General features: G+C 70.7%; 16 protein-coding genes and 1 riboswitch. Of the genes, 4 read left to right on the top strand and 12 right to left on the bottom strand.

Translation table 11 applies throughout. The features are described 5' to 3' along the window. Nucleotides 1-451: 451 nt before the first annotated feature. From ACFUN8_RS11615 to ACFUN8_RS11640, 6 genes are all read right to left on the bottom strand, one after another. Nucleotides 452-1162, bottom strand: a complete 711-nt coding sequence (locus ACFUN8_RS11615) for a potassium-transporting ATPase subunit C (RefSeq protein WP_383634688.1) — start codon at nt 1160-1162, stop codon at nt 452-454. Between the two features lie 5 nt (nt 1163-1167). Continuing rightward, a complete protein-coding gene (gene kdpB / locus ACFUN8_RS11620) occupies nt 1168-3429 on the bottom strand; it encodes a potassium-transporting ATPase subunit KdpB (RefSeq protein WP_383634690.1) in 2262 nt (753 codons plus the stop codon). Further along, a complete protein-coding gene (gene kdpA / locus ACFUN8_RS11625; protein WP_383634692.1) occupies nt 3426-5090 on the bottom strand; it encodes a potassium-transporting ATPase subunit KdpA in 1665 nt (554 codons plus the stop codon). Before kdpA ends, kdpB begins: the two co-directional genes overlap by 4 nt. A gap of 6 nt (nt 5091-5096) precedes the next feature. Beyond that, on the bottom strand, nt 5097-5186 hold the full coding sequence (kdpF, locus tag ACFUN8_RS11630; RefSeq protein ID WP_382568807.1) for a K(+)-transporting ATPase subunit F: 90 nt from the start codon (nt 5184-5186) through the stop codon (nt 5097-5099). A gap of 285 nt (nt 5187-5471) precedes the next feature. Then, nucleotides 5472-6287, bottom strand: a complete 816-nt coding sequence (locus ACFUN8_RS11635; protein WP_383634694.1) for a CbtA family protein — start codon at nt 6285-6287, stop codon at nt 5472-5474. Between the two features lie 36 nt (nt 6288-6323). Next, entirely contained in the window at nt 6324-6560 is a 237-nt protein-coding gene (locus ACFUN8_RS11640; RefSeq protein ID WP_382568803.1) for a CbtB-domain containing protein, read from the bottom strand. Nucleotides 6561-6619: 59 nt separating this feature from the next. Beyond that, nucleotides 6620-6711: riboswitch (cobalamin riboswitch) on the bottom strand. Between the two features lie 181 nt (nt 6712-6892). Here ACFUN8_RS11640 and ACFUN8_RS11645 point away from each other — a divergent pair. Beyond that, complete coding sequence (locus ACFUN8_RS11645; protein WP_383634697.1) at nt 6893-7498, top strand: histidine phosphatase family protein; 606 nt, start codon at nt 6893-6895, stop codon at nt 7496-7498. Here ACFUN8_RS11645 and ACFUN8_RS11650 read toward each other — a convergent pair. From ACFUN8_RS11650 to ACFUN8_RS11670, 5 genes are all read right to left on the bottom strand, one after another. Next, complete coding sequence (locus tag ACFUN8_RS11650) at nt 7495-8448, bottom strand: IS481 family transposase (protein WP_383634699.1); 954 nt, start codon at nt 8446-8448, stop codon at nt 7495-7497. The genes ACFUN8_RS11645 and ACFUN8_RS11650 overlap by 4 nt on opposite strands. 145 nt (nt 8449-8593) lie before the next feature. Then, nucleotides 8594-9613 (bottom strand): hemolysin family protein, encoded by a 1020-nt coding sequence (locus tag ACFUN8_RS11655; RefSeq protein WP_383634701.1) that lies wholly within the window; start codon nt 9611-9613, stop codon nt 8594-8596. Next, nucleotides 9610-11046, bottom strand: coding sequence for a hemolysin family protein (locus tag ACFUN8_RS11660; protein WP_383634703.1), 1437 nt, complete (start codon nt 11044-11046; stop codon nt 9610-9612). Before ACFUN8_RS11660 ends, ACFUN8_RS11655 begins: the two co-directional genes overlap by 4 nt. A gap of 196 nt (nt 11047-11242) precedes the next feature. After that, nucleotides 11243-11638 (bottom strand): DUF1992 domain-containing protein, encoded by a 396-nt coding sequence (locus ACFUN8_RS11665; RefSeq protein WP_383634705.1) that lies wholly within the window; start codon nt 11636-11638, stop codon nt 11243-11245. A 117-nt stretch (nt 11639-11755) separates the two neighbouring features. Continuing rightward, entirely contained in the window at nt 11756-12847 is a 1092-nt protein-coding gene (locus ACFUN8_RS11670) for a PucR family transcriptional regulator (RefSeq protein WP_383634707.1), read from the bottom strand. Nucleotides 12848-13121: 274 nt separating this feature from the next. Between ACFUN8_RS11670 and ACFUN8_RS11675 the strand changes: the two genes are divergently transcribed. From ACFUN8_RS11675 to ACFUN8_RS11685, 3 genes are all read left to right on the top strand, one after another. Next, nucleotides 13122-13766: a hypothetical protein gene (locus tag ACFUN8_RS11675; RefSeq protein WP_383634709.1), complete on the top strand. Its 645-nt coding sequence runs from the start codon at nt 13122-13124 to the stop codon at nt 13764-13766. Between the two features lie 151 nt (nt 13767-13917). Beyond that, nucleotides 13918-15933: an SPFH domain-containing protein gene (locus tag ACFUN8_RS11680; protein WP_383634711.1), complete on the top strand. Its 2016-nt coding sequence runs from the start codon at nt 13918-13920 to the stop codon at nt 15931-15933. A 97-nt stretch (nt 15934-16030) separates the two neighbouring features. Further along, nucleotides 16031-21025, top strand: a complete 4995-nt coding sequence (locus ACFUN8_RS11685; RefSeq protein WP_383634713.1) for a DNA repair ATPase — start codon at nt 16031-16033, stop codon at nt 21023-21025. On the opposite strand, the gene ACFUN8_RS11690 is transcribed toward ACFUN8_RS11685, so the two are convergent. Beyond that, nucleotides 21015-21593: a TIGR03086 family metal-binding protein gene (locus ACFUN8_RS11690; RefSeq protein WP_383634715.1), complete on the bottom strand. Its 579-nt coding sequence runs from the start codon at nt 21591-21593 to the stop codon at nt 21015-21017. The genes ACFUN8_RS11685 and ACFUN8_RS11690 overlap by 11 nt on opposite strands. Nucleotides 21594-21599: the final 6 nt, after the last annotated feature.

Below are 21599 nucleotides of genomic sequence, written 5' to 3' on the forward strand. Positions count from 1 at the left end.
CCTTGGCGGAATTACCGACTGAGCGGGACCAGTTGATCGCGTGTGTGGGACGGCTATGCGGTGGGGGGCGGCACGGCGAACGGGAAGTTCACATGCCGGATGGGCGCCACACAGGCATCGTCATCATCCGATGTCGACCACCGATCGCGCAATAGGTTCGACATTTCCCGGAAATCTATTGTCAATGGACTTAATTTCCATCAGTCCGATTCGGTGAGATTTCTCCAATTCCATTCCGGGTGCCTTGCGAAGTAAGTCGGTACCGCTCACGAAGGGAGGGGTGACGCGGGCGACGGGGACGAGGGGGGCGACGCGGGTGAGGGCGACTTTGCGGGTACGCGGAGAACAACTCCGCCCCAGGCGCGGCACACAGCGCACCTCGGAGCCGGCGGACAGGCCGCGGTCTCGGCCGGGGCGCCGAGCCCCGGCCCCAGGACCCGGCCCGCCCCCTTCACTCCCCCGTCGGTGACCCCTGCGGCGACCCATCCGCCGACCCATCCGTCGACTCAAGCGCCTTCAGCGCGATGTTCAACTCCAGTACATTCACCCGCGGTTCGCCGATGAAGCCCAGGATGCGGCCGTCCTTGTGCTCGTCCACCAACTTCTGAACCGCCCCCACGTCCAGCCCGTTCAGCTTCGCGACCCGCTGGACCTGGATGTCGGCGTACTCCGGCGAGATCGCCGGGTCCAGGCCGGAGCCGGAGGAGGTGACCGCGTCAGCGGGTACGTCGGCCGGCCTGACCTGGTAGCCGTCCACCGAGTTGTCCTTGACGACGGCGGCTTTGGCGTCCTTCACCCACTGGATCAACTCCTCGTTGTCACCGGCCCTGTTGGTCGCTCCGGACAGGATCAGCTTGTACTGGGTGTTGACGCTGTTGGTGCCGAGCCCGTTGGACGGCCGGGGCTGGAACCACTTGAGGTCCGGCGCCGGCGTCTCCTCGCCCTTCTTCAGGGGCAGGTCGTAGCGCTGGCCGATGAGTTCGGAGCCGACGACCTTGCCGTTGGAGGTGATCTCGGAGCCGTTGGCCTTGTTGTTGAAGAGGGCTTGCCCGACGCCCATGACGGCGAGGGGGTAGATCACGCCGCACACGATGGTCAGGACGAGCAGGGCGCGGAGCCCGGCGCCGAGGAGCCGTGCGGTACTTCCGACGGACGTGTTCATGGACATCAGCCGATTCCGGGGATGAGTGAGATGAGCAGGTCGATGATCTTGATGCCGACGAAGGGCGCGACGAGGCCGCCGACGCCGTAGATCCCGAGGTTGCGCCGCAGCATCCGGTCCGCGCTCATGGGGCGGTAGCGCACACCGCGCAGGGCCAGGGGCACGAGCGCGACGATGACCAGCGCGTTGAAGACGACGGCCGAGAGGATCGCCGACTCGGGCGACGACAGGCTCATGATGTTGAGCTTGTCCAGGCCCGGATGGACGACGGCGAACATCGCCGGGATGATCGCGAAGTACTTCGCGACGTCGTTGGCGATCGAGAACGTCGTCAACGCGCCCCGGGTAATGAGGAGTTGCTTGCCGATCTCGACGATCTCGATGAGTTTCGTCGGGTTGGAGTCCAGGTCGACCATGTTCCCGGCCTCCTTGGCGGCCGAGGTGCCGGTGTTCATCGCGACACCGACGTCGGCCTGGGCCAGCGCGGGAGCGTCGTTCGTACCGTCGCCGGTCATCGCGACGAGTTTCCCGCCCGCCTGCTCACGCCTGATGAGGGCCATCTTGTCCTCGGGCGTGGCCTCGGCGAGGAAGTCGTCCACCCCGGCCTCCTCCGCGATGGCCCGCGCCGTCAGCGGGTTGTCGCCCGTGATCATCACGGTCTTGATCCCCATGCGGCGCAGCTCCTCGAACCGCTCCCGCATGCCCTCCTTCACCACATCCTTGAGATGGATCACGCCGAGGACCCGCGCCCCGTGCTCGTCCTCCACGGCGACGAGCAGCGGCGTACCGCCGTCCTCGGAGATGCGGTCGGTCAGGATGTGCGCGTCGGGCGCGACGCGGCCGCCGTGCTGCTCGACCCAGGCGACGACCGAACCGGTCGCGCCCTTACGGATCTTGCGTACGGTCGCCGTACGGTCCTTGCGCAGAGCGCCGGCTCCCGTACCCTCGCCCTCCGCCCCCGCCCCCGTGATGTCGACACCCGACATCCGAGTCTGGGCCGTGAACGGCACCCAGTCCGCCTGCCCCAACTCACCCTGCCTGCGCTCCCGCAGGCCGTACTTCTCCTTCGCCAGCACCACGACGGACCGGCCCTCGGGTGTCTCGTCGGCGAGCGACGAGAGCTGTGCGGCGTCCGCGAGTTCGACGGCGGTGACCCCCTCCACCGGGAGGAAGGCCGCCGCCTGGCGGTTGCCGAGGGTGATGGTGCCGGTCTTGTCCAGCAGCAGCGTCGAGACGTCGCCCGCGGCCTCCACGGCCCGGCCCGACATGGCCAGGACGTTGCGCTGCACCAGCCGGTCCATGCCGGCGATGCCGATGGCGGAGAGGAGCGCGCCGATGGTGGTGGGGATGAGACAGACGAGGAGCGCGGTGAGCACGATCATCGACTGCTGGGCGCCCGCGTAGATCGCGAACGGCTGGAGGGTGACGACGGCCAGCAGGAAGACGACGGTGAGGGACGCGAGAAGGATGTTCAGCGCGATCTCGTTGGGGGTCTTCTGCCGGGCCGCGCCCTCGACCAGCGCGATCATCCGGTCGATGAACGTCTCGCCGGGCTTGGTCGTGATCTTGATGACGATACGGTCGGAGAGGACCTTCGTCCCGCCCGTGACCGCGCTGCGGTCACCGCCCGACTCCCGGATGACAGGGGCCGATTCACCGGTGATCGCGGACTCGTCGACGGAGGCGACGCCTTCCACGACATCGCCGTCACCGGGGATGATGTCGCCGGCCTCGCACACGACGAGATCGCCGACGCGCAGGTCCGTGCCCGGCACCCGCTCCTCGACCCCGGCCCCCGCCGAGATCCCGGCCCCGCTCCCGGCCGCCCGATTTTTCGTTACGGGCTCCGCGTTCCGCCTGATCAGGCGCCGTGCGACCGAGTCGGTCTTCGCCTTGCGGAGCGTGTCGGCCTGCGCCTTGCCGCGGCCTTCGGCGACCGCCTCCGCGAGGTTGGCGAAGATCGTGGTCAGCCACAGCCAGGCGGTGATCGCCCAGCCGAACCAGTCGCCCGGTTTCGTGATCGCGAGGACGGTGGTGAGCACCGAGCCGACCTCGACCACGAACATCACCGGCGACTTGACCATCACCCGCGGATCGAGCTTCCTGATCGCGTCGGGGAACGACTTGACCAGTTGCCCGGGGTCGAACAGACCGCCGCCGACCCGCCCGTCGTCGCCGGGCCGGTGCGAGGTCGGCACGTCCGGGTGCGGCGCCCGCGAGGGGCCCGACCCGGGGTCGGGCGTGGGGGTTGAGGTGGCAGTGCTCATGACGCGAGTCCTTCGGCGAGCGGTCCCAGCGCGAGTGCGGGGAAGTAGGTCAGACCGGCGACGATCATGATCGTGCCGACGAGGAGCCCGCTGAACAGGGGCTTGTCGGTACGCAGGGTGCCCGCGGTCATCGGCACAGGTTTCTGCTCGGCCAGCGAGCCGGCCAGCGCCAGGACGAACACCATCGGCAGGAAACGCCCCAGCAGCATCGCGATACCGATCGTGCTGTTGAACCACTGCGTGTCGGCGTTGAGCCCCGCGAAAGCCGAGCCGTTGTTGTTGGCACCCGACGTATAGGCGTACAGAATCTCGGAGAATCCGTGCGCGCCGCTGTTCGTCATCGAATTGCCGGGCGTGTTCATCGCCATCGCCACACCGGTGAAACAGAGCACCAGGGCCGGGGTGATGAGGATGTAGCACGCGGCGAATTTGATCTGCCGGGTCCCGATCTTCTTGCCCAGATATTCCGGTGTGCGGCCCACCATCAGCCCCGCGAGGAACACCGCGATGACGGCCATGATGAGGATTCCGTACAGTCCGGAGCCCACACCACCGGGTGCGATCTCGCCCAACTGCATTCCCAGCATGGCGATTCCGCCGCCGAAACCGGTGTACGAGGAGAGGAACGAATTCACCGCGCCGGTGGAGGTGAGGGTCGTCGCCACCGAGAAGATGGACGAGGCGCCGACTCCGAACCGTGTCTCCTTGCCCTCCAACGCACCGCCGGCGATGTCGAACGCCGGGCCGCCGTGGTGGAATTCGGTCCACATCATCAGCGCGGTGAACACGATCCAGATCGTCACCATCGTGGCGAGGATCGCGTATCCCTGCTTCACACTGCCGACCATCCGCCCGAAGGTCCGGGTCAGGGACAGCGGAATGAGCAGAATGAGGAAGATCTCCAGGAGGTTCGAGAGTCCGTTGGGGTTCTCGAAGGGGTGGGCGGAGTTGGCGTTGAAGTAGCCGCCGCCGTTGGTGCCCAGCTCCTTGATGGCCTCCTGCGAGGCCACGGCGCCGCCGTTCCACTGCTGGCCGCCGCCCATGAACTGACCGACGGAGTGGATGCCCGCGAAGTTCTGGATCGCCCCGCAGGCGACCAGGAGTACGGCTCCGACCAGCGCGATCGGCAGCAGGATACGCACGGTGCCGCGCACCATGTCCGCCCAGAAGTTGCCGAGTTCACCGGTGCGGGAGCGGGCGAAGCCCCGTACGAGCGCGATGGCGACGGCCATGCCCACGGCGGCCGACAGGAAGTTCTGCACCGCCAGGCCGCCGGTCTGCACGACATGGCCCATGGCCTGTTCGCCGTAGTACGACTGCCAGTTGGTGTTCGACACGAATGAGGCGGCGGTGTTGAACGCCTGGTCCGGATCGATCGACGAGAAGCCGAGAGAACCGGGCAGGCTGCCCTGGATCCGCTGCATCAGATAGAGGAAGAGGACACTCACCAACGAGAAGCCGAGAACTCCCCGCAGATAGGCGGGCCAGCGCATCTCGGTGGCGGGATTGGCGCCGATGGCGCGGTAGATCCATTTCTCCACCCGCAAATGCTTCGGGGAGGAATAGACACCGGCCATGTAGTCGCCGAGCGGGCGGTATGCCAGGGCCAGCGCCACCATGAGCGCGAGCAGCTGGAGCACACCGGCGAGGACGGGGCTCATCAGGGCTCAGAACCTCTCCGGGAACAGCAGGGCGAGGACCAGATAGCCCAGCAGGGCGACAGCGATGACGAGACCGACGACGTTCTCCACGGTCATAGCTTCGCCACCCCCTTGGCGACGAAAGCCACCAACGCGAACAGCGCGATCGTGGTGACGACGAAGGCCACATCGGCCATCGTGAGCTCCTGAAAGAGGTCGGAAATTCTTGGACCTCTAGAGGAAAGCCGCTTTTTTCGGGGACACGAGCGACGTTGACGGGTCCCATACGGCGCGAGGCGTGCGTTTTACGGTTCTCATACACGGATGGCCCATACATGACTTGTGCCCGGCAGGATTCCTGCCGGGCACAAGATGCGTAGGGAGCGGCGGTCGCTCCCGGCGTCAGCCGGTACGGGCCGCCGACGTGCCCGATGTGACAGTCGCGGCGTCTACGGCGTCCGGGTCCGTCGCGGGACGCAGCACACGCTCCGCCAGCGCGCCGAAGATCAGCCCGAAGGCCGTCCACAGCAGCGCCTGGACCCCCAGCGAGGCCAGCCGGAACTCCCAGAGCAGCGCGGCCGGGAAGGTCTCCTTCACCGCGTCGGTGTTGGCGGGCAGCAGCAGACACGCCACGGCCATGACGACCACGTAACCGCCGCCGGCGACGACGGTCGCGTTCCAGTTGCCCAGCGTCGGCGCGAGCCGCCGCCCGGCGATGACGGCGACGACCGCGACCAGCACGCTGAGCACGATCATCAAGAAGAACAGCGTCGTGCGTTTCCCGATGGTGTCGGGATTGCCCACGGCGGGCGGGGTCGCGGGGTATTTGAGGAACGGCACCAGATAGACGGTGGTGAAGGCGGCGCCCGCGACCAGCGCGGCCGTCGCCCGGGGCCGGAACCGGCCGACCCGGCCCAGACAGACGGCGAAGGCCAGTGCGGCGATGCCTCCCAGGGCCACTCCGTACACGAGAACGCCGGTGGCGAGGCCGAAGGTCGACTGGACGGGCCGCGTGACCAGCTCCTCCTCTTCCTCGGCGGGGGCGGCTGCCGCGTCGTCGTGCTCATGGGCCGGGGCGGACGCCGCCTCCTCCAACGCGATGGAGGAGTCGATGGACGGCTCCCCCACCACATAGGCGAGCGCGAAGGCGAGCAGTCCGGCGACGACGCCCGCGATCATGCCGCGGACCAGCAGGTTTCTGACGGTGGACGATTGCATGGCGATGTACTCCGAGGGTGTCCCGCTTCCGTCAGATCAGTGGCAGGGGAAGCCGAGCAGATGACGGCCGTCGTGCACCCACTCGTGCACCCCCGCCCCGGAGAACACCGACGTCGCGCCCTGTTCGGCACCGACGAAGTACAGCAGCACCAGCATCAGCGTGCCCACGAAGACCGCCCAGGGCAGAACCGCCCGCAGGGGCAGGGGAGTCAGGGGGGATATCGCTGATCCGGTGGGAGCGGAAACGGCCGGGGGCACGATGGACTGAGCCATGGCACAACCTCCTTGGGAACTCGCGTCCCGTTCAGTGGAGCTGGCACGACGACCATCGGGTCTGACTCACCGGGCCGCCTGTCCGCGCGTACGTGGCGAAGGCTGCTCGGCATACAGTGGCGCGACCGTGCCGGAATCTCACCGGACTTCCGTCTCGCCGTCGTGATATCGACGTGAACGTACCGCGATCGGGCAGGTGGGCCAAGAGGGCGACTCCTCCCGTACCACCGCCCGGCCTCGGTATTCGGCCGGTGCTCGGCCGGTGCTCGACCGGCCTGTGGCGGGTGTCGCGGCGGGCGGCGTCCCGCGAACGCACGACCCTGGAGAGCCCTATGACCACACGCGTGACGTTGATCTCACCGGCGCTCAGCACCGCGCTGCGCGAGGCGCGCTTCGCCGACGGACCGCTGGACGCGACCGGGCTGCGCCAGGCCGAGGCCGTACGGGGCGCGCACGCCCTCGCCGAGCAACGCGCCACCGCCGACCGGATATTCGCGTCCCCCTCGGTGCGCTGCCACCAGACGGCCGAAGCCCTCGGCCTGGTCGCGGAGCCCCTGCCCGAGCTGCGTACGTGCGCGATGGGCCGCTGGCGCGGGAAGCGCCTGGACGAGGTCAGCGCCGCCGATCCGCAGGCGGTCGCCGCGTGGCTGGCCGACCCGACGGCGACGCCGCACGGCGGGGAGTCGCTGAAGGCGCTGCATGTGCGCCTGGGCCACTGGCTCGACGCGCTGGGCGCCGACGCGCGCCCGGACTCGGCGCGCATCCTCGCGGTGGCCGAGCCCGATGTCGTACGCGCGCTGACGGTGCACGCGATCGGCGCGCCGACGCAGGTGTTCTGGCGTATCGACGTACAGCCGCTGACGGTCACGGAGTTGAGCGGGCGGAACGGCCGCTGGAATCTGCGCAGCGGCCGTCCCTTGCAGGGCGCTGCCCGCTAGGTGTATTGACCCGCAGCGTTGTTGACGCGGGTGATCGGGGGTTGGCCTCCGAGTGCGGTGTGGCTGCGGTGGTGGTTGTAGGTGTGGAGGAAGTCTGCCAGGGCCGCTGTCCGTTCGTCGTTGGAGGTGTAGGGCCGGAGGTAGGCCCATTCCTCCAGAAGGGTGCGGTTGAAGCGTTCGACTTTGCCGTTGGTCTGCGGCCGGTAGGGGCGGGTGAGCTTGCCGGTCGCGCCGAGGTCGGCCAGGGCGTTCTTCCAGGCCAGGCCCTTGCGGTAGGCCCACGCGTTGTCGGTGAGGACACGTTCGATCCGGTCGATGCCCTGCCGGTGGAAGAACGCTGCCGCGCGGGTGAGGAAGCCCGCGCACGTTGCCGCTTTCTCGTCGGGGTGGATCTCGCTGTAGGCGAGGCGGGAGTGGTCGTCGACGGCGGAGTGGATGTAGTCGAAGCCCATGCCGCGGATCGGCCGGCCTGCCTCGCGGCCCAGGACCTTGTGGCCGCCGCCGTCGGGGATCCGGCCGAGTTTCTTCACATCGATGTGGACCAGTTCGCCGGGCTTCTCGCGTTCGTAGCGGCGGATCACGGTGCCGGTCGGACGGTCCATCCAGGTCAGGCGGTTCAGCCGGTGGCGGGTCAGGATCCGGTGCACGGTCGAGGCCGGAAGGCGGAGTACCGGGCCGATCCTCGCGGGGCCCAGTTTGCGGGCCTGGCGCAGGTCGCACACCCGGGCCTCGATATCGGCCGGGGTCCGGTGCGGCGTCGTGTGCGGCCGGCTGGAGCGGTCGTACAGCCCTGCCGGACCTTCGGCCCGCCACCGGCTCATCCACTTGTACGCGGTGGCCCGTGAGACACCCATCTCGGCTGCGACGTGCGCGACAGGGCGGCCCGAGCGGACCCGTTCGACCAGCAGCCGCCTACCGAAGACAGTCAGCCGGGCATTACGGTGGGACACGAAGACCTCCGTGCGGTGAGTTCCCAGACAGCTCCCACCACACCGGAGGTCTTCGCCATGATCAAGCCCGACCAGTGTCAACAACGCTCGTGATCAATACAGCTAGGCCGTGTCCAGCGGATCGGCCCAGGCGGATTCGCGCCGGTCACGCCGCCGCGGCCGGTCCCACCAGTTCGCCGAGCACGTCCTCCATCGTCACGAAGCCGAGCACCGTGCCCGCCTCGCCCGTCACCGCCGCCAGGTGGCTGTCCGCCGCCCGCAGCGCGGTGAGCGTGTCGTCCAGCGGGGTGTCGATCCGGACCCGGGTCACCGCGTGGAGCGTGCTGCGCGGGAACGGCTTGGTGCGGTCGGCGACGCCGAGGGTGTCCTTGATGTGCAGGTAGCCCAGGACGGCGCCGGCGGGCCCGGTGACCGGGATCCGCGAGAAGCCGGCCGACGACGCGATCCGCTCCAGTTGCTCGGGGGTCACCCGGTGGTCGACGGTGACCATCCGGCGCAGCGGTACGAGGAGTTCGCCGACCGGGCGGGTGCCCAGCTCAAGCGCGTCCCGGAGCCGTTCGCCGTCGGCCGGTGAGAGCAGCCCGGCCTGGCTGGAGACGGCGACCATGCGGGCGAGTTCGTCGTCGTTGAAGACGGCGGCGACCTCGTCCTTGGGCTCCACCTTGATCAGCCGGAGCAGGACGTTGGCGAACGCGTTGATGCCGAAGATCAGCGGACGCAGCGCGCGGGTCAGGGCGACCAGCGGCGGGCCGAGCACGAGCGCCGTCTTGGTGGGCGCGGCGAGCGCGATGTTCTTCGGGACCATCTCGCCGAACAGCATGTGCAGATACGTGGCCACGGTCAGCGCGATCACGAACGCGATCGGGTGCACCAGGGCCTCGGGGACCCGCGCCACCTCGAAGCCGGGCTCCAGCAGGTGCGCGATGGCCGGTTCGGCCACGGCGCCGAGGACCAGCGACGAGACGGTGATGCCGAGCTGGGCGGTCGCCATCATGGCCGACAGGTGTTCCAGCCCGTACAGCACGGTGTGCGCCCGCTTGTCGCCCTTGCGGGCGTGCGGTTCGATCTGGCTGCGGCGGACGGCGATGAGGGCGAATTCGGCGCCGACGAAGAAGGCGTTGGTCAGCAGCGTCAGTGCGCCGATGGCGAGTTGCAGGGCGGTCATCGGGCTTCTCCGGCGTACTGGCGAGAGGGGTCTTCGGTGTCGGTGGCGGTGGCGGTGGCGGCGCGATCTTCGGCTTCCGCTTCGGATACGGCGCCGGGCGCGGAGAGGCTCGCGGGCGAGGCCGTCGCGGCCCGCGCCGGCTCGGTGATGTGCACGCGCTCCGCGACGTGGTGCTCGATGTCCAGGACATCCAGCCGCCAGCCGTCCAGTTCGACCGTGTCGCCCTCGACGGGGATCCGCGCCAGCCGGGCCGCGACGAGTCCGGCGACGGTCTCGTACGGCCCCTCCGGGGCGACGAGACCGATCCGGGCCAGCTCGTCGATCCGTACGCTGCCGTCCGCCTCCCAGGTCGCGCGCCCGTCCGCGTTCGGCGGCGCGGGCAGCAGGTCGGGGGTCTCGACGGGGTCGTGCTCGTCGCGTACCTCGCCGACGACCTCCTCGACGATGTCCTCCATGGTGGCCACGCCGGCCGTGCCGCCGTACTCGTCGATGACCACGGCCATCGTGCGCGCGGCGCGCAGCCGGTCCAGCAGCAGATCGGCGGTGAGGGTGTCGGGCACCAGCAGCGGCTCGCTGGCCAGCTCGGTGACGGAGACACGGGCGCGCCGCTCCGGTTCCAGGGCGAGGACGTCACGGATGTGGACCGTGCCGATGACCTCGTCGAGGCTGTCGCGGTAGACGGGGAAGCGGGAGAGGCCGGTGGCGTACGTCAGGTTGGCGGCGTCGGCCGCCGTCGCGCCGGCCTCCAGCGCCTGGACGTCGACGCGGGGCGTCATCACGTTCTCGGCCGTCAGCTCGCCGAGTCGCAGGGTCCGTACGAACAGCTCGGCCGAGTCCTGCTCCAGCGCGCCCTCGGCGGCGGAGTGCCGGGCGAGGGAGATCAGCTCGTCCGGTGTACGGGCGGAGACCAGCTCGTCGGTGGGCTCCAGGCCCATGCGCCGGACGAAACGATTCGCCGTGCTGTTGAGATGCCGGATGAGCGGACCGAAGGCGGCGGTGAAGCCGCGCTGCGGGCCCGCGACGACCTTGGCCACGGCCAGGGGCCGCGAGATCGCCCAGTTCTTGGGGACCAGCTCGCCGATGACCATCAGCACGATCGTGGAGATCACGACACCGAGGACGGTGGCCACGACCGACGCGGCCGAGCCGAGCCCGACGGCCTCCAGCGGTCCGCGCAGCAGCACGGCCATGGACGGCTCGGCGAGCATGCCGATGACCAGGGAGGTGACAGTGATGCCCAGCTGTGCGCCGGACAGCTGGAAGGTGAGGCGCCGGACGGCCTTGAGGGCGCCTTCCGCGCCGCGCTCACCGGCCGCGGCGGCGCGCTCCAGGCTGTCGCGCTCGACCGTGGTCAGCGAGAACTCGGCGGCCACGAAGACGGCACAGGCGAGTGTGAGCCCGAGGGCGATCAGCAGGAAGAAGATCTCGGTCACCGTGCCACCCCCGCTCCGCCGGTCAGGTAAAGCGGAGGGGAAATGGCACGGCTGGTACTAGGAGGCTCCATCGTGGAACTGCTGCTTCCTTCTTTGTCGGTCGGGTGTCCCTGCCGTGATCGGCGGAGGGGACGAAACATCATAGTAAAGGAATGGCAAACAGAAGGGGAGTGCCCGAAAGGGTGACCGAGAGTGACTAATGTCGCTCGCGCCACTCGGCGGCGATCTCCTCGACGTCGAACGGCTTCTTGTTCAGCGGCGGCCCGGCCGGCGGCCTGGCGATCGCGGCGCGGATCTTCTCGTTGACGGCGACGATGATCCGCCGCGCCTGTGCTTCCGACGCCGCCTCGTGGGCGGCGGCGAGCGCGTCCTCCACCTCCTTACGGAGGCTCAGCGTCGGCGGCAGGTGGGAGATTCCCTCCCGCTCCATCTTTCCCTTGATCCACCACAGTTCGTCGTACGGGGCGGAGTCGGACGCCAGCGGCTTGCCCGCCCCCGGCAGATTGTCGAAGGCGCCGCGCTCGGCGGCCTCCCGGACCTGCCTGTCGACCCAGGTCTCGAAGTTGATGCCGGGTGGCTTGCGCTCGGTCATCCTGCGATCTCCTGTTCGTCGTGACATGGGGCGGTGGGGCGGTGAGGCAGTGGCGCCGTAGGCGGTGCGGCACCGGCCTCCTCCATAGTGCCTGGGAGGCGCGGCGGCTCGGAATGCTCAGATCTCCTTCGCCGGCCAGTCCAGCAGCCGCGCGCCGATCACGGCCGTCTGGAGCGTGTAGCGGTGGAGCGGCGCCGCCGGGTCGGACCCGGTGAGTTTGTGTATGCGCTCCAGCCGGTACGTCAGCGCGCGCACACTCAGATTCAGCCGCCGCGCCGCCTCCGCCGACACACACCCCGCGTCGAAGTACGCCGTCAACGTGTCGAGCAGCGGCCGGGCGCCGCCACGCGCCTCCTTGAGAGGACCGAGGGCGCTGCGTACGAGATCGGTCATCGCCTCCCGGTCCCGGCTGAGCACCGGGTAGACCAGCAGGTCGGCCGAGCGCAGCACCGGCTCGTCCAGCTCCATACGGTCGGCGAGGTCGTGGGCGTTGAGTGCCTCCTCGTACGACTGCACGACGCCGCCCGCCCCCGGGTGCGCGCGCCCGATGGCGACCCGTCCGCCGTCCGTCGCCGCGTGCGCCTGCTTCGCGAAGTACGTGAGGACGTCGCCCTCGTCGGCGGGCGCGACGCAGATGAGCCGCCCGTCCTTGGTGGTCAGCAGGATGCGGCGGTCGCCGAAGCGGGAGACGAGGGCGAGTTCGACGCTGCGGGTGACGGGGTCGGTCTCGGCGTACGCGGCCTCCCCGACGGCCACGGCCACGGCGTGCGCGTGGGAGAGCTGGAGCCCGAAGCGCCCGGCCCGTTCGGCGAGCCTGCCGAGGTCGCTGCGCCCGTGCAGCAGGTCGTCGATGAACTCACGCCGGGACGCCTCCTCGCGGCGTACGGCGAGCCGCTGGGCCCGCTCGTACCCCTCGGCGAATGCGTCGACCGCCTGCTCGACGGCGGCCAGGACGCTGTCGGCGGACGCCGTGTCGGCCGACGAGACGGGCCAGGCGGCGCGGGTCGCGGTGAGATGCCTGCTGACGAGGGCCCGCAGGCCGTGCCCGGCCTCTGCGGCCTGCTCGCCCAGCGCGCGGCGCGAGTCCAGCTCGTCGCGGGTGAGGCGGCGCCCTGTCATCGAGACGTCCGAGAGGATCCGGTCGTAGCCGGTCAGGTACTCCTGGAACATCTCGTGGTCCGTGGTCCGGCCTGTCGTGTGGTCCGCCATCGCAGCCCCCCGGCTTCCTGATCCGTCCTGACGTGTTCTTAACGCGAGTGCCGTCCAGCCTGTCAGACGCCGATCAGGCGGTGACACCCGGCATTAAGGACGCGTAAAGATTGCCGGGATCCGGCAATGCGTGCCGGGCCGGTCGGCTGACAGGATCGGACCACGGAAAACGGGGGACGGATTCCGGTGCCGGAGTGCGCGCACTCGCACTCCGGCATCCGGAGCCGGTCCGGTCGGTACGGCGGCGGAGCGCCGGGGGCGAGGGGGAACGGGAATGCGTGAATTCATCGACGCGGCACTCGGATTCCCCACCTTCCTGTTCACCGCCGCACTGATCGTGGTCGTCGGCTTCTGGCTGCTGGTGCTGACCGGCGTCGCCGAGACCGACAGCTTCGACTCGGACGTCGACCTCGACACCGCCGGGATCGGCGGAGTGCCGGTCACCGTGGCCTTCTCACTGCTGACAGCCGTCGCGTGGTTCACCAGCCTCGCCGCTTCCGTGACTCTGCACCGCTTCGGTGCCTTCGGCGCCTCCGGTCTCGTCCGCGCCGTGTCGGCTCTCGCCGTCCTTGTCGGCGCGGTACTGCTCGCCTGGTGGGCCACCCGGCTGCTCGTACGGCCGCTGCACACGCTCTTCCCCGACGAACCCGGGCCGTCCCGGCTCGACTTCGTGGGACTGACCTGCACCATCCGGACAGGACGGGTGGATGCCTGGTTCGGCCAGGCCGAGGTCGCCGCGCGGGACGGCTCCACCGCCGTCGTACAGGTCAGGCAGCACCGCGCGGACACCGCGAAGGCCGGCGCGCCGGCGCTGGGCAACGGCAGCACGGGGCTGCTGTACGCCTACGACGACGCCGGTGAGTTCTTCTGGGTCGCGCCGTACGACACGGCGCTCGACCCGCGCGCCTCGGCCGCCTGACCGCTGCCGCGACCCACTCCCCTCGGCCGATCCCTTCGCCCGATCCCTTCATCTGGTCCTTCACCCGACCCTCGTCGGTCGGCCCCCGTGCCTCGCCATGGCTGCTCAACGCCTTCTCATGCCTCCTCATGCCTCCACGCAAGGACTTCTCATGGATGCCATCACCTTGGGCGTCGGCGTGCTCGTCGCCGTCGTCCTGCTCATCGCAGTGACCCTGCTCCTGGTCGTCAGCCGGCTCTTCCGCAAGGTCGAGCAGGGCAAGGCCCTGATCGTGTCGAAGATGCGGAAGGTCGACGTCACCTTCACCGGCCAGGTCGTCCTGCCCGTGCTCCACAAGGCCGAGACGATGGACATCTCCGTCAAGGCCATCGACATCACCCGCACCGGCCGGGACGGACTGATCTGCCGGGACAACATCCGCGCCGACATCCGGATCTCGTTCTTCGTCCGGGTCAACAAGACCACCGAGGACGTCATCAAGGTCGCGCAGGCCATCGGCACGGCGCGGGCCAGCGACAAGGAGACGTTGCAGGAGCTGTTCAACGCCAAGTTCTCGGAGGCGCTGAAGACGGTCGGCAAGCAGCTCGACTTCACCGATCTCTACACCAAGCGCGACGAGTTCAGGGACCGGATCATCCAGGTCATCGGCACCGACCTCAACGGCTACAGCCTGGAGGACGCGGCGATCGACTATCTGGAGCAGACGCCGCTCGCACAGCTCGACACGAACAACATCCTGGACGCGCAGGGCATCCGGAAGATCACCGAGCTGACGGCGATCGAGCATGTCCGCACCAACGAGTTCCTCCGTACCGAGGAGAAGGAGACCACCCGGCAGAACGTCGACGCCCGCGAGGCCATCCTGGAGCTGGAGCGGCGGCAGGCCGACGCCGAGAGCAAGCAGAAGCGTGAGATCGACACCGTACGGGCGCGCGAGGAGGCCGAGACGGCGCGCGTGCGCGAGGAGGAGCGGCTGCGGGCGCAGAGTGCCTTCCTCAGTACGGAGGAGCAGTTGGGCGTCCAGCGCGAGAACCAGGCGCGCGAGGTCGCCGTCGCCGAGAAGAACCGCGAGCGGGTCATCGCCATCGAGACCGAGCGCATCGAGAAGGACCGCCTCCTTGAGGTCATCGCCCGCGAGCGGGAGACCGAACTGACCCGTATCTCGGCCGAGAAGGAGGTCGAGACGGAGCGCCGGGAGATCGCCGAGGTGATCCGCGAGCGGATCGCCGTGGACCGTACGGTCGCCGAGCAGGAGGAGTCCATCAAGCGGCTGCGCGCCGTGGAGTCCGCCGAGCGCGACCGCCAGTCGATCATCATCGCGGCCGAGGCCGAAGCCCAGGAGCGGCTGGTCAAGGACATCAAGGCGGCCGAGGCCGCCGAGCAGGCGGCGGTCCACCGGGCCGCCGAGCAGATCACGCTCGCCGAGGCACGGGTGAAGTCGGCGGACCTCGACGCGACGGCCAAGACCCGGCTGGCGGAGGGCATCCAGGCCGAGACGGCGGCCGTCGGCCTGGCGGCGGTGCAGGTACGGGAGAAGGAGGCCGACGCGGTCGAGAAGGCCGGCCGCGCGGAGGCCGGGGCCACGGAGGCGCGCCTGCGTGCCGAGGCGGCCGGGCTGACCGAGAAGGCGGCGGCGATGGCCGCGCTGGACGAGGCGTCGCGGGGGCACGAGGAGTACCGGCTGCGCCTGGAGGCCGACAAGGAGGTACGGCTCGCGGGACTGGAGACGCAGCGGCAGGTCGCCGAGGCGCAGGCCGCCGTGCTGGCGACGGGCCTGGAGAGCGCGGACATCAGCATCGTCGGCGGGGACACCGTCTTCTTCGACCGGCTCGTGTCGTCGATCTCGCTCGGCAAGGGGCTGGACGGTTTCATGCGGCACTCGGACACGGCGCAGGCGCTGGCGGGCCCGTGGCTGGACGGGTCGGCGAGCTTCACGGACGACCTGGCGAAGATGCTCGGGTCGGTGTCGACGGCCGACGTGCGGAATCTGACGGTGTCGGCACTGCTCACGAAGCTGATGGCGTCGGGCGGCGGTACGGGGCCGCGGAGCGGGCAGCTCGGTGAACTGCTCGACAAGGCGAAGCAGTTGGGGCTCGCGGACATGCCGATCGCGGAGCTGGGCGGTACGGGCGCGAGCGCGGGCGTGAACGGCGCGCTCAAGGCCTGACGGCCGCCCTCTCATCAAGACCGGCCGGAGCTGCCGCCACGGGGGTGTGGCAGCTCCGGCCCTTCTTCGCCGACGACCCCGCAGGGAGTGACCACACATGACGACGACGGCCAACGAGGCGGGCGAGGGTACGGGTACAGATACGGGCATCGACGCCGGTGCCTACGAGGTGCTGCGTGACCGGCTCGCCGCGCGGGGCGGGGAACTCGCCCTCCGTACGGAAGCGCTCAACTCCCGCCGCACCGAGGCTTTCGGCTCGACCGAGCTGCGCCTCACCGGCACCGGACAGGTCCGGACGCCGTACGCGAGCGTGCCGCGCGACATCGTCGCCGTCGGGGACACGCTCCTCTTCGGCCATGCCGTCGACACCGCCACGGCCGCGGACCATGGCCCCGAGATCGCGGTCTCGGACGTCTTCGCCCTCCACGACCGCGCTCTCGAACCGCTCCCGGAGGACGCGGTCCCCGGGCTGCTGGACGACCCCGCCTTCGTAAGAGAGCTGGGCGCGCTGTTCCGCTACTACCGTGGCGCGCGGCTGCTCCGGCTGCGCCATCTCGGCGGCAAACTGCTGGCGGTGTTCCGTACGGGCGAGAAGGCCGCCGACATCCGCGTACTGCGGTGGGCGTTGCGCACCGACGGCACGGCGGAGTTCCTGGACGCGCGCGGCGACCGGGACCATGTCTTCCCGCCGTCGCACGACGTGCAGTGGACGGCGGCCACCCGCGACGACCACGTGCCGGGCCGCCATCCGCACATCCGCGTCGGCGGCGAGGTGTACGTCTCCACGGTCGGCGGCGCCCTCACCCTCAAGACGGCCGACGACACCGAGACGGCCGAGGGGATCTACTCCGAGCCCGTCGCCGAACCCCTCCAGTCCCTCGCGGACGCCGACGTCGCCCACGCGCGCGTGGGCGCGCTGCTCCTGCTGCGCGTGCGTCCTTACAAGGAGGACGCCTGGCGCCATCTCGTCCTCAACACCCTCTCCGGGACGGTCGTCCGCCTCGACGGCATCGGCAGGTCGTGCCGCCGGCTCCCCGAGGAACAGGGCGTCGTCTTCCCGGGCGGCTACTACCTGGCGGCCGCGGGCACGCCCAAGACGTTCGACACGGACACGGGCGCGGGCGCGGGCGCGGGCACGGCCTCCGGATCCGCCGGAGACCTGGAGTTCGAGCGGGCGGTGCACTCCCCCAACGGGGAGGACGTGCTGTACGTCTTCCAGGACCGCGCCGAGGGCCGCACCCTCCTCCTTCCGTACAACGTCATCCGTAAGGAGGCCGCGGCGCCCCTGACCGGCAGCGGCTACGCCGTCTTCGACGACGGCACCCTCATCACCCTGCGCGCGGCCCAGGAGCCCGCGCGGGTGCATCCGCTCCAGCTCTGGCGGTCGCCGTACGTCTCCGACACGTACGCCGCGACCCGCCCCGCCGGCACCGGCCCCCTCGCGCGCGTGGGCAACGCCGACCTGGTGCGCGGTATCGCGGACTGCCTGTCGATCGCCCGCGCGGTCGCCGCGACGACGGCGCCCACCGCGACCCCGACGACGGCCGCGTACGACGCGCTCGTCACCGCGTGCGCCCGCGCCGCCGACCGCCACCACTGGCTGACCGATCCCGAACTGGGCGCCCCGCACGGCCTGTTGGCCGAGATCCGGGCCACCGCCGAGCAGGTGCTGGGCGAGTTCCGGACCGTACGGACCCTCACCCGGCGGGCGGCGGACGCGCTCACCGAGTCCGCCGCACAGGTCGCCGCGCTCGTACGCCGCGTCCGCGGGGAGGCACCCCGCAGCGCGGCCGACTGGGTGGACCGGCTCACCGAACTCCGGCGCGCGCAGGGCCACTTGATGACCCTGAAAGAGCTGCGGTACGCGGACACCGAGCGGATCGACAGCCTCGTCGCGGCGACCGAGGGCGACATCGACGCGGCCGCGCGCCGTGCCGTCGCCTTCCTCGGCCGCGAGGACGCGTTCGGGGACCACCACGCCGAGGTGGAGCGGCTGACGGCCGACGCGGCGGCCGTCACGACGGTCGCCGAGGCCGCGCCGGTCGCCGCCCGTCTCAAGGAGCACGCCGCCGGGCTGCGGACCGTCACCGAGGTCGTCACGGGACTCGACATCGGCGACACCGTCGTCCGTACATCGGTCCTGGAGCGCGTCGCGGACGTCCTCGGCGGCGTCAACCGGGCCCGCGCCACGCTCGAAGCGCGCCGCGCCGAACTGCTCGACCACGAGGGCCGGGCCGAGTTCGCCGCCGAATTCGCCCTGCTGGGGCAGGCGGTGACGGGCGCGCTCGCCGCCGCCGACACCCCCGAGACCTGCGACGAACAACTCGCCGGGCTGCTGCTGCAGTTGGAGGACCTGGAGTCGCGCTTCGTCGAGTACGAGGGCTTCCTCGCCGAACTCGACGCGAAGCGCACCGAGGTCTACGAGGCGTTCGCCGCCCGCAGGCAGTCCCTCCAGGACACCCGCGCCCGGCGCGCCGAGCGGCTGGCCGACTCGGCCGTCCGCGTGCTCGGCTCGATCTCCCGCCGGCTCCCCTCGCTCGCCGACACCGACGCCGTCAACACCTACTTCGCCGCCGACCCGATGGTCGCCAAGGTCCGCCGCACGGCCGACGAACTGCGGGAGCTGGGCGACCGGGTGCGGGCGGAGGAGCTGGACGGGCGGCTCATGTCCGCCCGCCAGGAGGCGGCGCGGGCCCTGCGCGACCGCACCGACCTGTACGCGGACGGCGGCGCCACGATCCGGCTCGGCCGCCACACCTTCGCGGTGAACACCCGGGTCCCGGAGCTGACCCTCGTCCCGCACGGCGACCGCACGGCGCTCGCGCTCACCGGCACCGACTACCGCAGCCCCGTCACGGACCCGGCGTTCGAGGCGACCCGCCCGTACTGGGACCAGTTGCTGCCCTCAGAGTCCCCCGACGTCTACCGCGCGGAGCACCTGGCCGCCCGTCTGCTGGCCGAACACGGCGCGGCCGGGCTCCGGGCCACGGCCGACCTCCCCGCGCTGGTCAGGGCGGCGGCGGAGGCCGCGTACGACGAGGGCCATCAGCGCGGCGTCCACGACCACGACGCGACGGCCGTCCTCACCGCGCTGCTGCGCCTGCACGAGGAGGCGGGCCTGCTGCGCCACCCGCCGGCGGCCCGCGCGGCGGCGCAGCTGTTCTGGGCGTACGGCGTGACGGAGGAGGCCGGGGAGAGCTGGACCCGCCGGGCGGTGTCGCTGGCGCGGGTGCGCGAGACGTTCGGGCCTGCTGTCGCGATCGACGCCTTCCTTACGGAGGTGGCGTCGGCGGTAAGGGAGTTCGGCGCGAACAGCGACACCGGCACGGCCGCCGACCCCCTTCACGTCGCCGACTACCTCTTCGAGGAGCTGACGAGCGGCCCGCCCGGGTTCGTCACGGGTGCGGCGGCCCGCGCGCTGCTCGACGGCTTCCACCGCTCCCCCGGCGGCCCGGCGCTCGCCGAGGACCTGAAGCAGGCGCGGGAGGACGGCCTCACCGCCCGCCGACAGCTCGTGGAGGCTTGGCTCACCTCGTACAGCGCCACCTCCGGCGAAGACACCGACCCCGGCGATCTGACCGAGGCGGTGGCCGTCGAACTCTGCCCGGAACTCGACCGTCACGGCTCCACGGCGCGCCTCACCACCGAGGTCGACGGCCTGCTCGGCAGCCATCCGCGCGTCACCGGCCGCCGGATGACCGTACGGATCGACGAACTCCTCCTCAGGACGCGGGACTTCCGTGAGCGCACGGTGCCCGGCTTCCGCGCCTACCAGCGGCAGCGCACCGCCCTGGTGGCCGCCGAGCGGGCCCGGCTGCGGCTGGACGAGTTCCGGCCCCGGGTCCTGTCCTCCTTCGTACGGAACCGGCTCGTCGACGAGGTCTACCTGCCGCTCGTCGGCGACAACCTCGCCAAGCAGCTGGGCACCTCCGACGACAGCAGGCGCACCGACACCAACGGCCTTCTGCTGCTCGTCTCACCGCCCGGCTACGGCAAGACGACGCTCATGGAGTACGTCGCCGACCGCCTCGGCCTCCTCCTGGTGAAGATCGACGGGCCGGCGCTCGGGACGGCCGTCACCTCGCTCGACCCGGCAGAGGCGCCGAACGCGACCGCGCGCCAGGAGGTCGAGAAGATCAACTTCGCGCTGGCGGCGGGCAGCAACACGCTGCTGTACCTGGACGACATCCAGCACACGTCACCGGAGCTGCTGCAGAAGTTCATCGCGCTGTGCGACGCGCAACGCCGTATCGAGGGCGTGTGGCAGGGCGAGGCGCGCACGTACGACCTGCGGGGCAAGCGGTTCGCGGTCTGCATGGCCGGCAATCCGTACACCGGGGCCGGCGGGCGCTTCCGGGTCCCCGACATGCTCGCGAACCGCGCGGACGTCTGGAACCTCGGGGACGTACTGACCGGCAAGGAGGACGTGTTCGCGCTGAGCTTCGTGGAGAACGCGCTGACGTCCAACCCGGTGCTCGCGCCGCTCGCGGGCCGCGACCGGCGCGATCTCGACGTCCTGGTGCGCCTCGCGGAGGGCGACCCGACGGCCGTGTCGGACACCCTGGTCCATCCGTACGCCCCCGCCGAGGTGGACCGGGTCGTCGCCGTCCTGCGGCATCTGCTGACGGCCCGGCGCACGGTCCTCGCCGTGAACGAGGCGTACATCGCGTCGGCGGCGCGGACGGACGAGTCGCGCACCGCACCGCCGTTCCGGCTCCAGGGCTCGTACCGCGACATGAACAAGATCGCCGCGCGGATCGACCCGGTGATGAACGACGCCGAGCTGGCGGCGGTCGTGGACGACCACTACGCGGGAGAGGCCCAGACGCTCACCACGGGCGCCGAGGCGAACCTGCTGCGGCTGGCCGAGCTTCGGTCGTCGCTGACACCGGAACAGGCCGACCGCTGGGCGGAGATCAAGGCGACCTACGTACGGAGGCAGGCACTCGGCGGCCCGGAGGGCGACCCCATGACACGGGCGGTCGCGGCGCTGGGGCTGCTCGCGGACCGCGTGGCGGCGGTGGAGTCGGCGATCACCGGTTTCGGCCGGACCGAGGCCCCTGCCGGCCGGGCCGAGGGCGCTACGCGCTGACGGACGGCCGCCACGCCGGGTCGCGCCCGGTCTCGGCCAGCAGGGACTCGAACGGCGGCGCGTCCTCCCCTACGGGGAAGGGCTCGCCGAAGACGCCCATCTTCCGGGCCGTCGGCGCCAGCGCCGTGAACTCGTCGTTGAGCATCGCCACGACGACGGCGTCCGGCTCGTACGGCTGCCCGGTCGCGCGCGCCAGGTCCCAGGAGTGCACGACCAGATCGCCCAGCGCCATCGCGCCGACGGTCCGCGCGGGCATGTTCATGCCTCCGGTGAGGCCGTCCTCCGCACCCGGCGCGTCCCACGCCTTGATCAGCTCGGCGATCTCGGCGGCGAACCGCTCGCGCCGGTCGTCCGCCAGCCGCTCCGCCGCCGCGCCGAAGTCGGACTCGCCCTTGGCGGCGAGCGCCTGGAAGTTGGTGATCACCTGGAACAGGTGATCCAGCAGGCCGTGCACGTCGTACTCGGCACACGGCGTGGGCAGGGTGAGCTGGTCGTCGCGCACTCCCCGGAGCACCGGGAGGGCGTCGGCGGCGGCCGTTTCGATGAGAGTGCTGATCTTGGCGTTCATGCGTCC

The sequence above is a fragment of the Streptomyces sp. NPDC057307 genome, from assembly GCF_042667665.1.
In the GTDB taxonomy this organism is placed as follows: Bacteria; Actinomycetota; Actinomycetes; order Streptomycetales; family Streptomycetaceae; genus Streptomyces.

Bases quoted from the DNA above. Each gene is read 5' to 3' on its own strand.
- ACFUN8_RS11615 (WP_383634688.1), bottom strand. From the start codon at position 1,162: ATGAACACGTCCGTCGGAAGTACCGCACGGCTCCTCGGCGCCGGGCTC.
- kdpB (WP_383634690.1), bottom strand. From the start codon at position 3,429: ATGAGCACTGCCACCTCAACCCCCACGCCCGACCCCGGGTCGGGCCCC.
- kdpA (WP_383634692.1), bottom strand. From the start codon at position 5,090: ATGAGCCCCGTCCTCGCCGGTGTGCTCCAGCTGCTCGCGCTCATGGTG.
- kdpF (WP_382568807.1), bottom strand. From the start codon at position 5,186: ATGACCGTGGAGAACGTCGTCGGTCTCGTCATCGCTGTCGCCCTGCTG.
- ACFUN8_RS11635 (WP_383634694.1), bottom strand. From the start codon at position 6,287: ATGCAATCGTCCACCGTCAGAAACCTGCTGGTCCGCGGCATGATCGCG.
- ACFUN8_RS11640 (WP_382568803.1), bottom strand. From the start codon at position 6,560: ATGGCTCAGTCCATCGTGCCCCCGGCCGTTTCCGCTCCCACCGGATCA.
- ACFUN8_RS11645 (WP_383634697.1), top strand. From the start codon at position 6,893: ATGACCACACGCGTGACGTTGATCTCACCGGCGCTCAGCACCGCGCTG.
- ACFUN8_RS11655 (WP_383634701.1), bottom strand. From the start codon at position 9,613: ATGACCGCCCTGCAACTCGCCATCGGCGCACTGACGCTGCTGACCAAC.
- ACFUN8_RS11665 (WP_383634705.1), bottom strand. From the start codon at position 11,638: ATGACCGAGCGCAAGCCACCCGGCATCAACTTCGAGACCTGGGTCGAC.
- ACFUN8_RS11670 (WP_383634707.1), bottom strand. From the start codon at position 12,847: ATGGCGGACCACACGACAGGCCGGACCACGGACCACGAGATGTTCCAG.
- ACFUN8_RS11675 (WP_383634709.1), top strand. From the start codon at position 13,122: ATGCGTGAATTCATCGACGCGGCACTCGGATTCCCCACCTTCCTGTTC.
- ACFUN8_RS11680 (WP_383634711.1), top strand. From the start codon at position 13,918: ATGGATGCCATCACCTTGGGCGTCGGCGTGCTCGTCGCCGTCGTCCTG.
- ACFUN8_RS11685 (WP_383634713.1), top strand. From the start codon at position 16,031: ATGACGACGACGGCCAACGAGGCGGGCGAGGGTACGGGTACAGATACG.
- ACFUN8_RS11690 (WP_383634715.1), bottom strand. From the start codon at position 21,593: ATGAACGCCAAGATCAGCACTCTCATCGAAACGGCCGCCGCCGACGCC.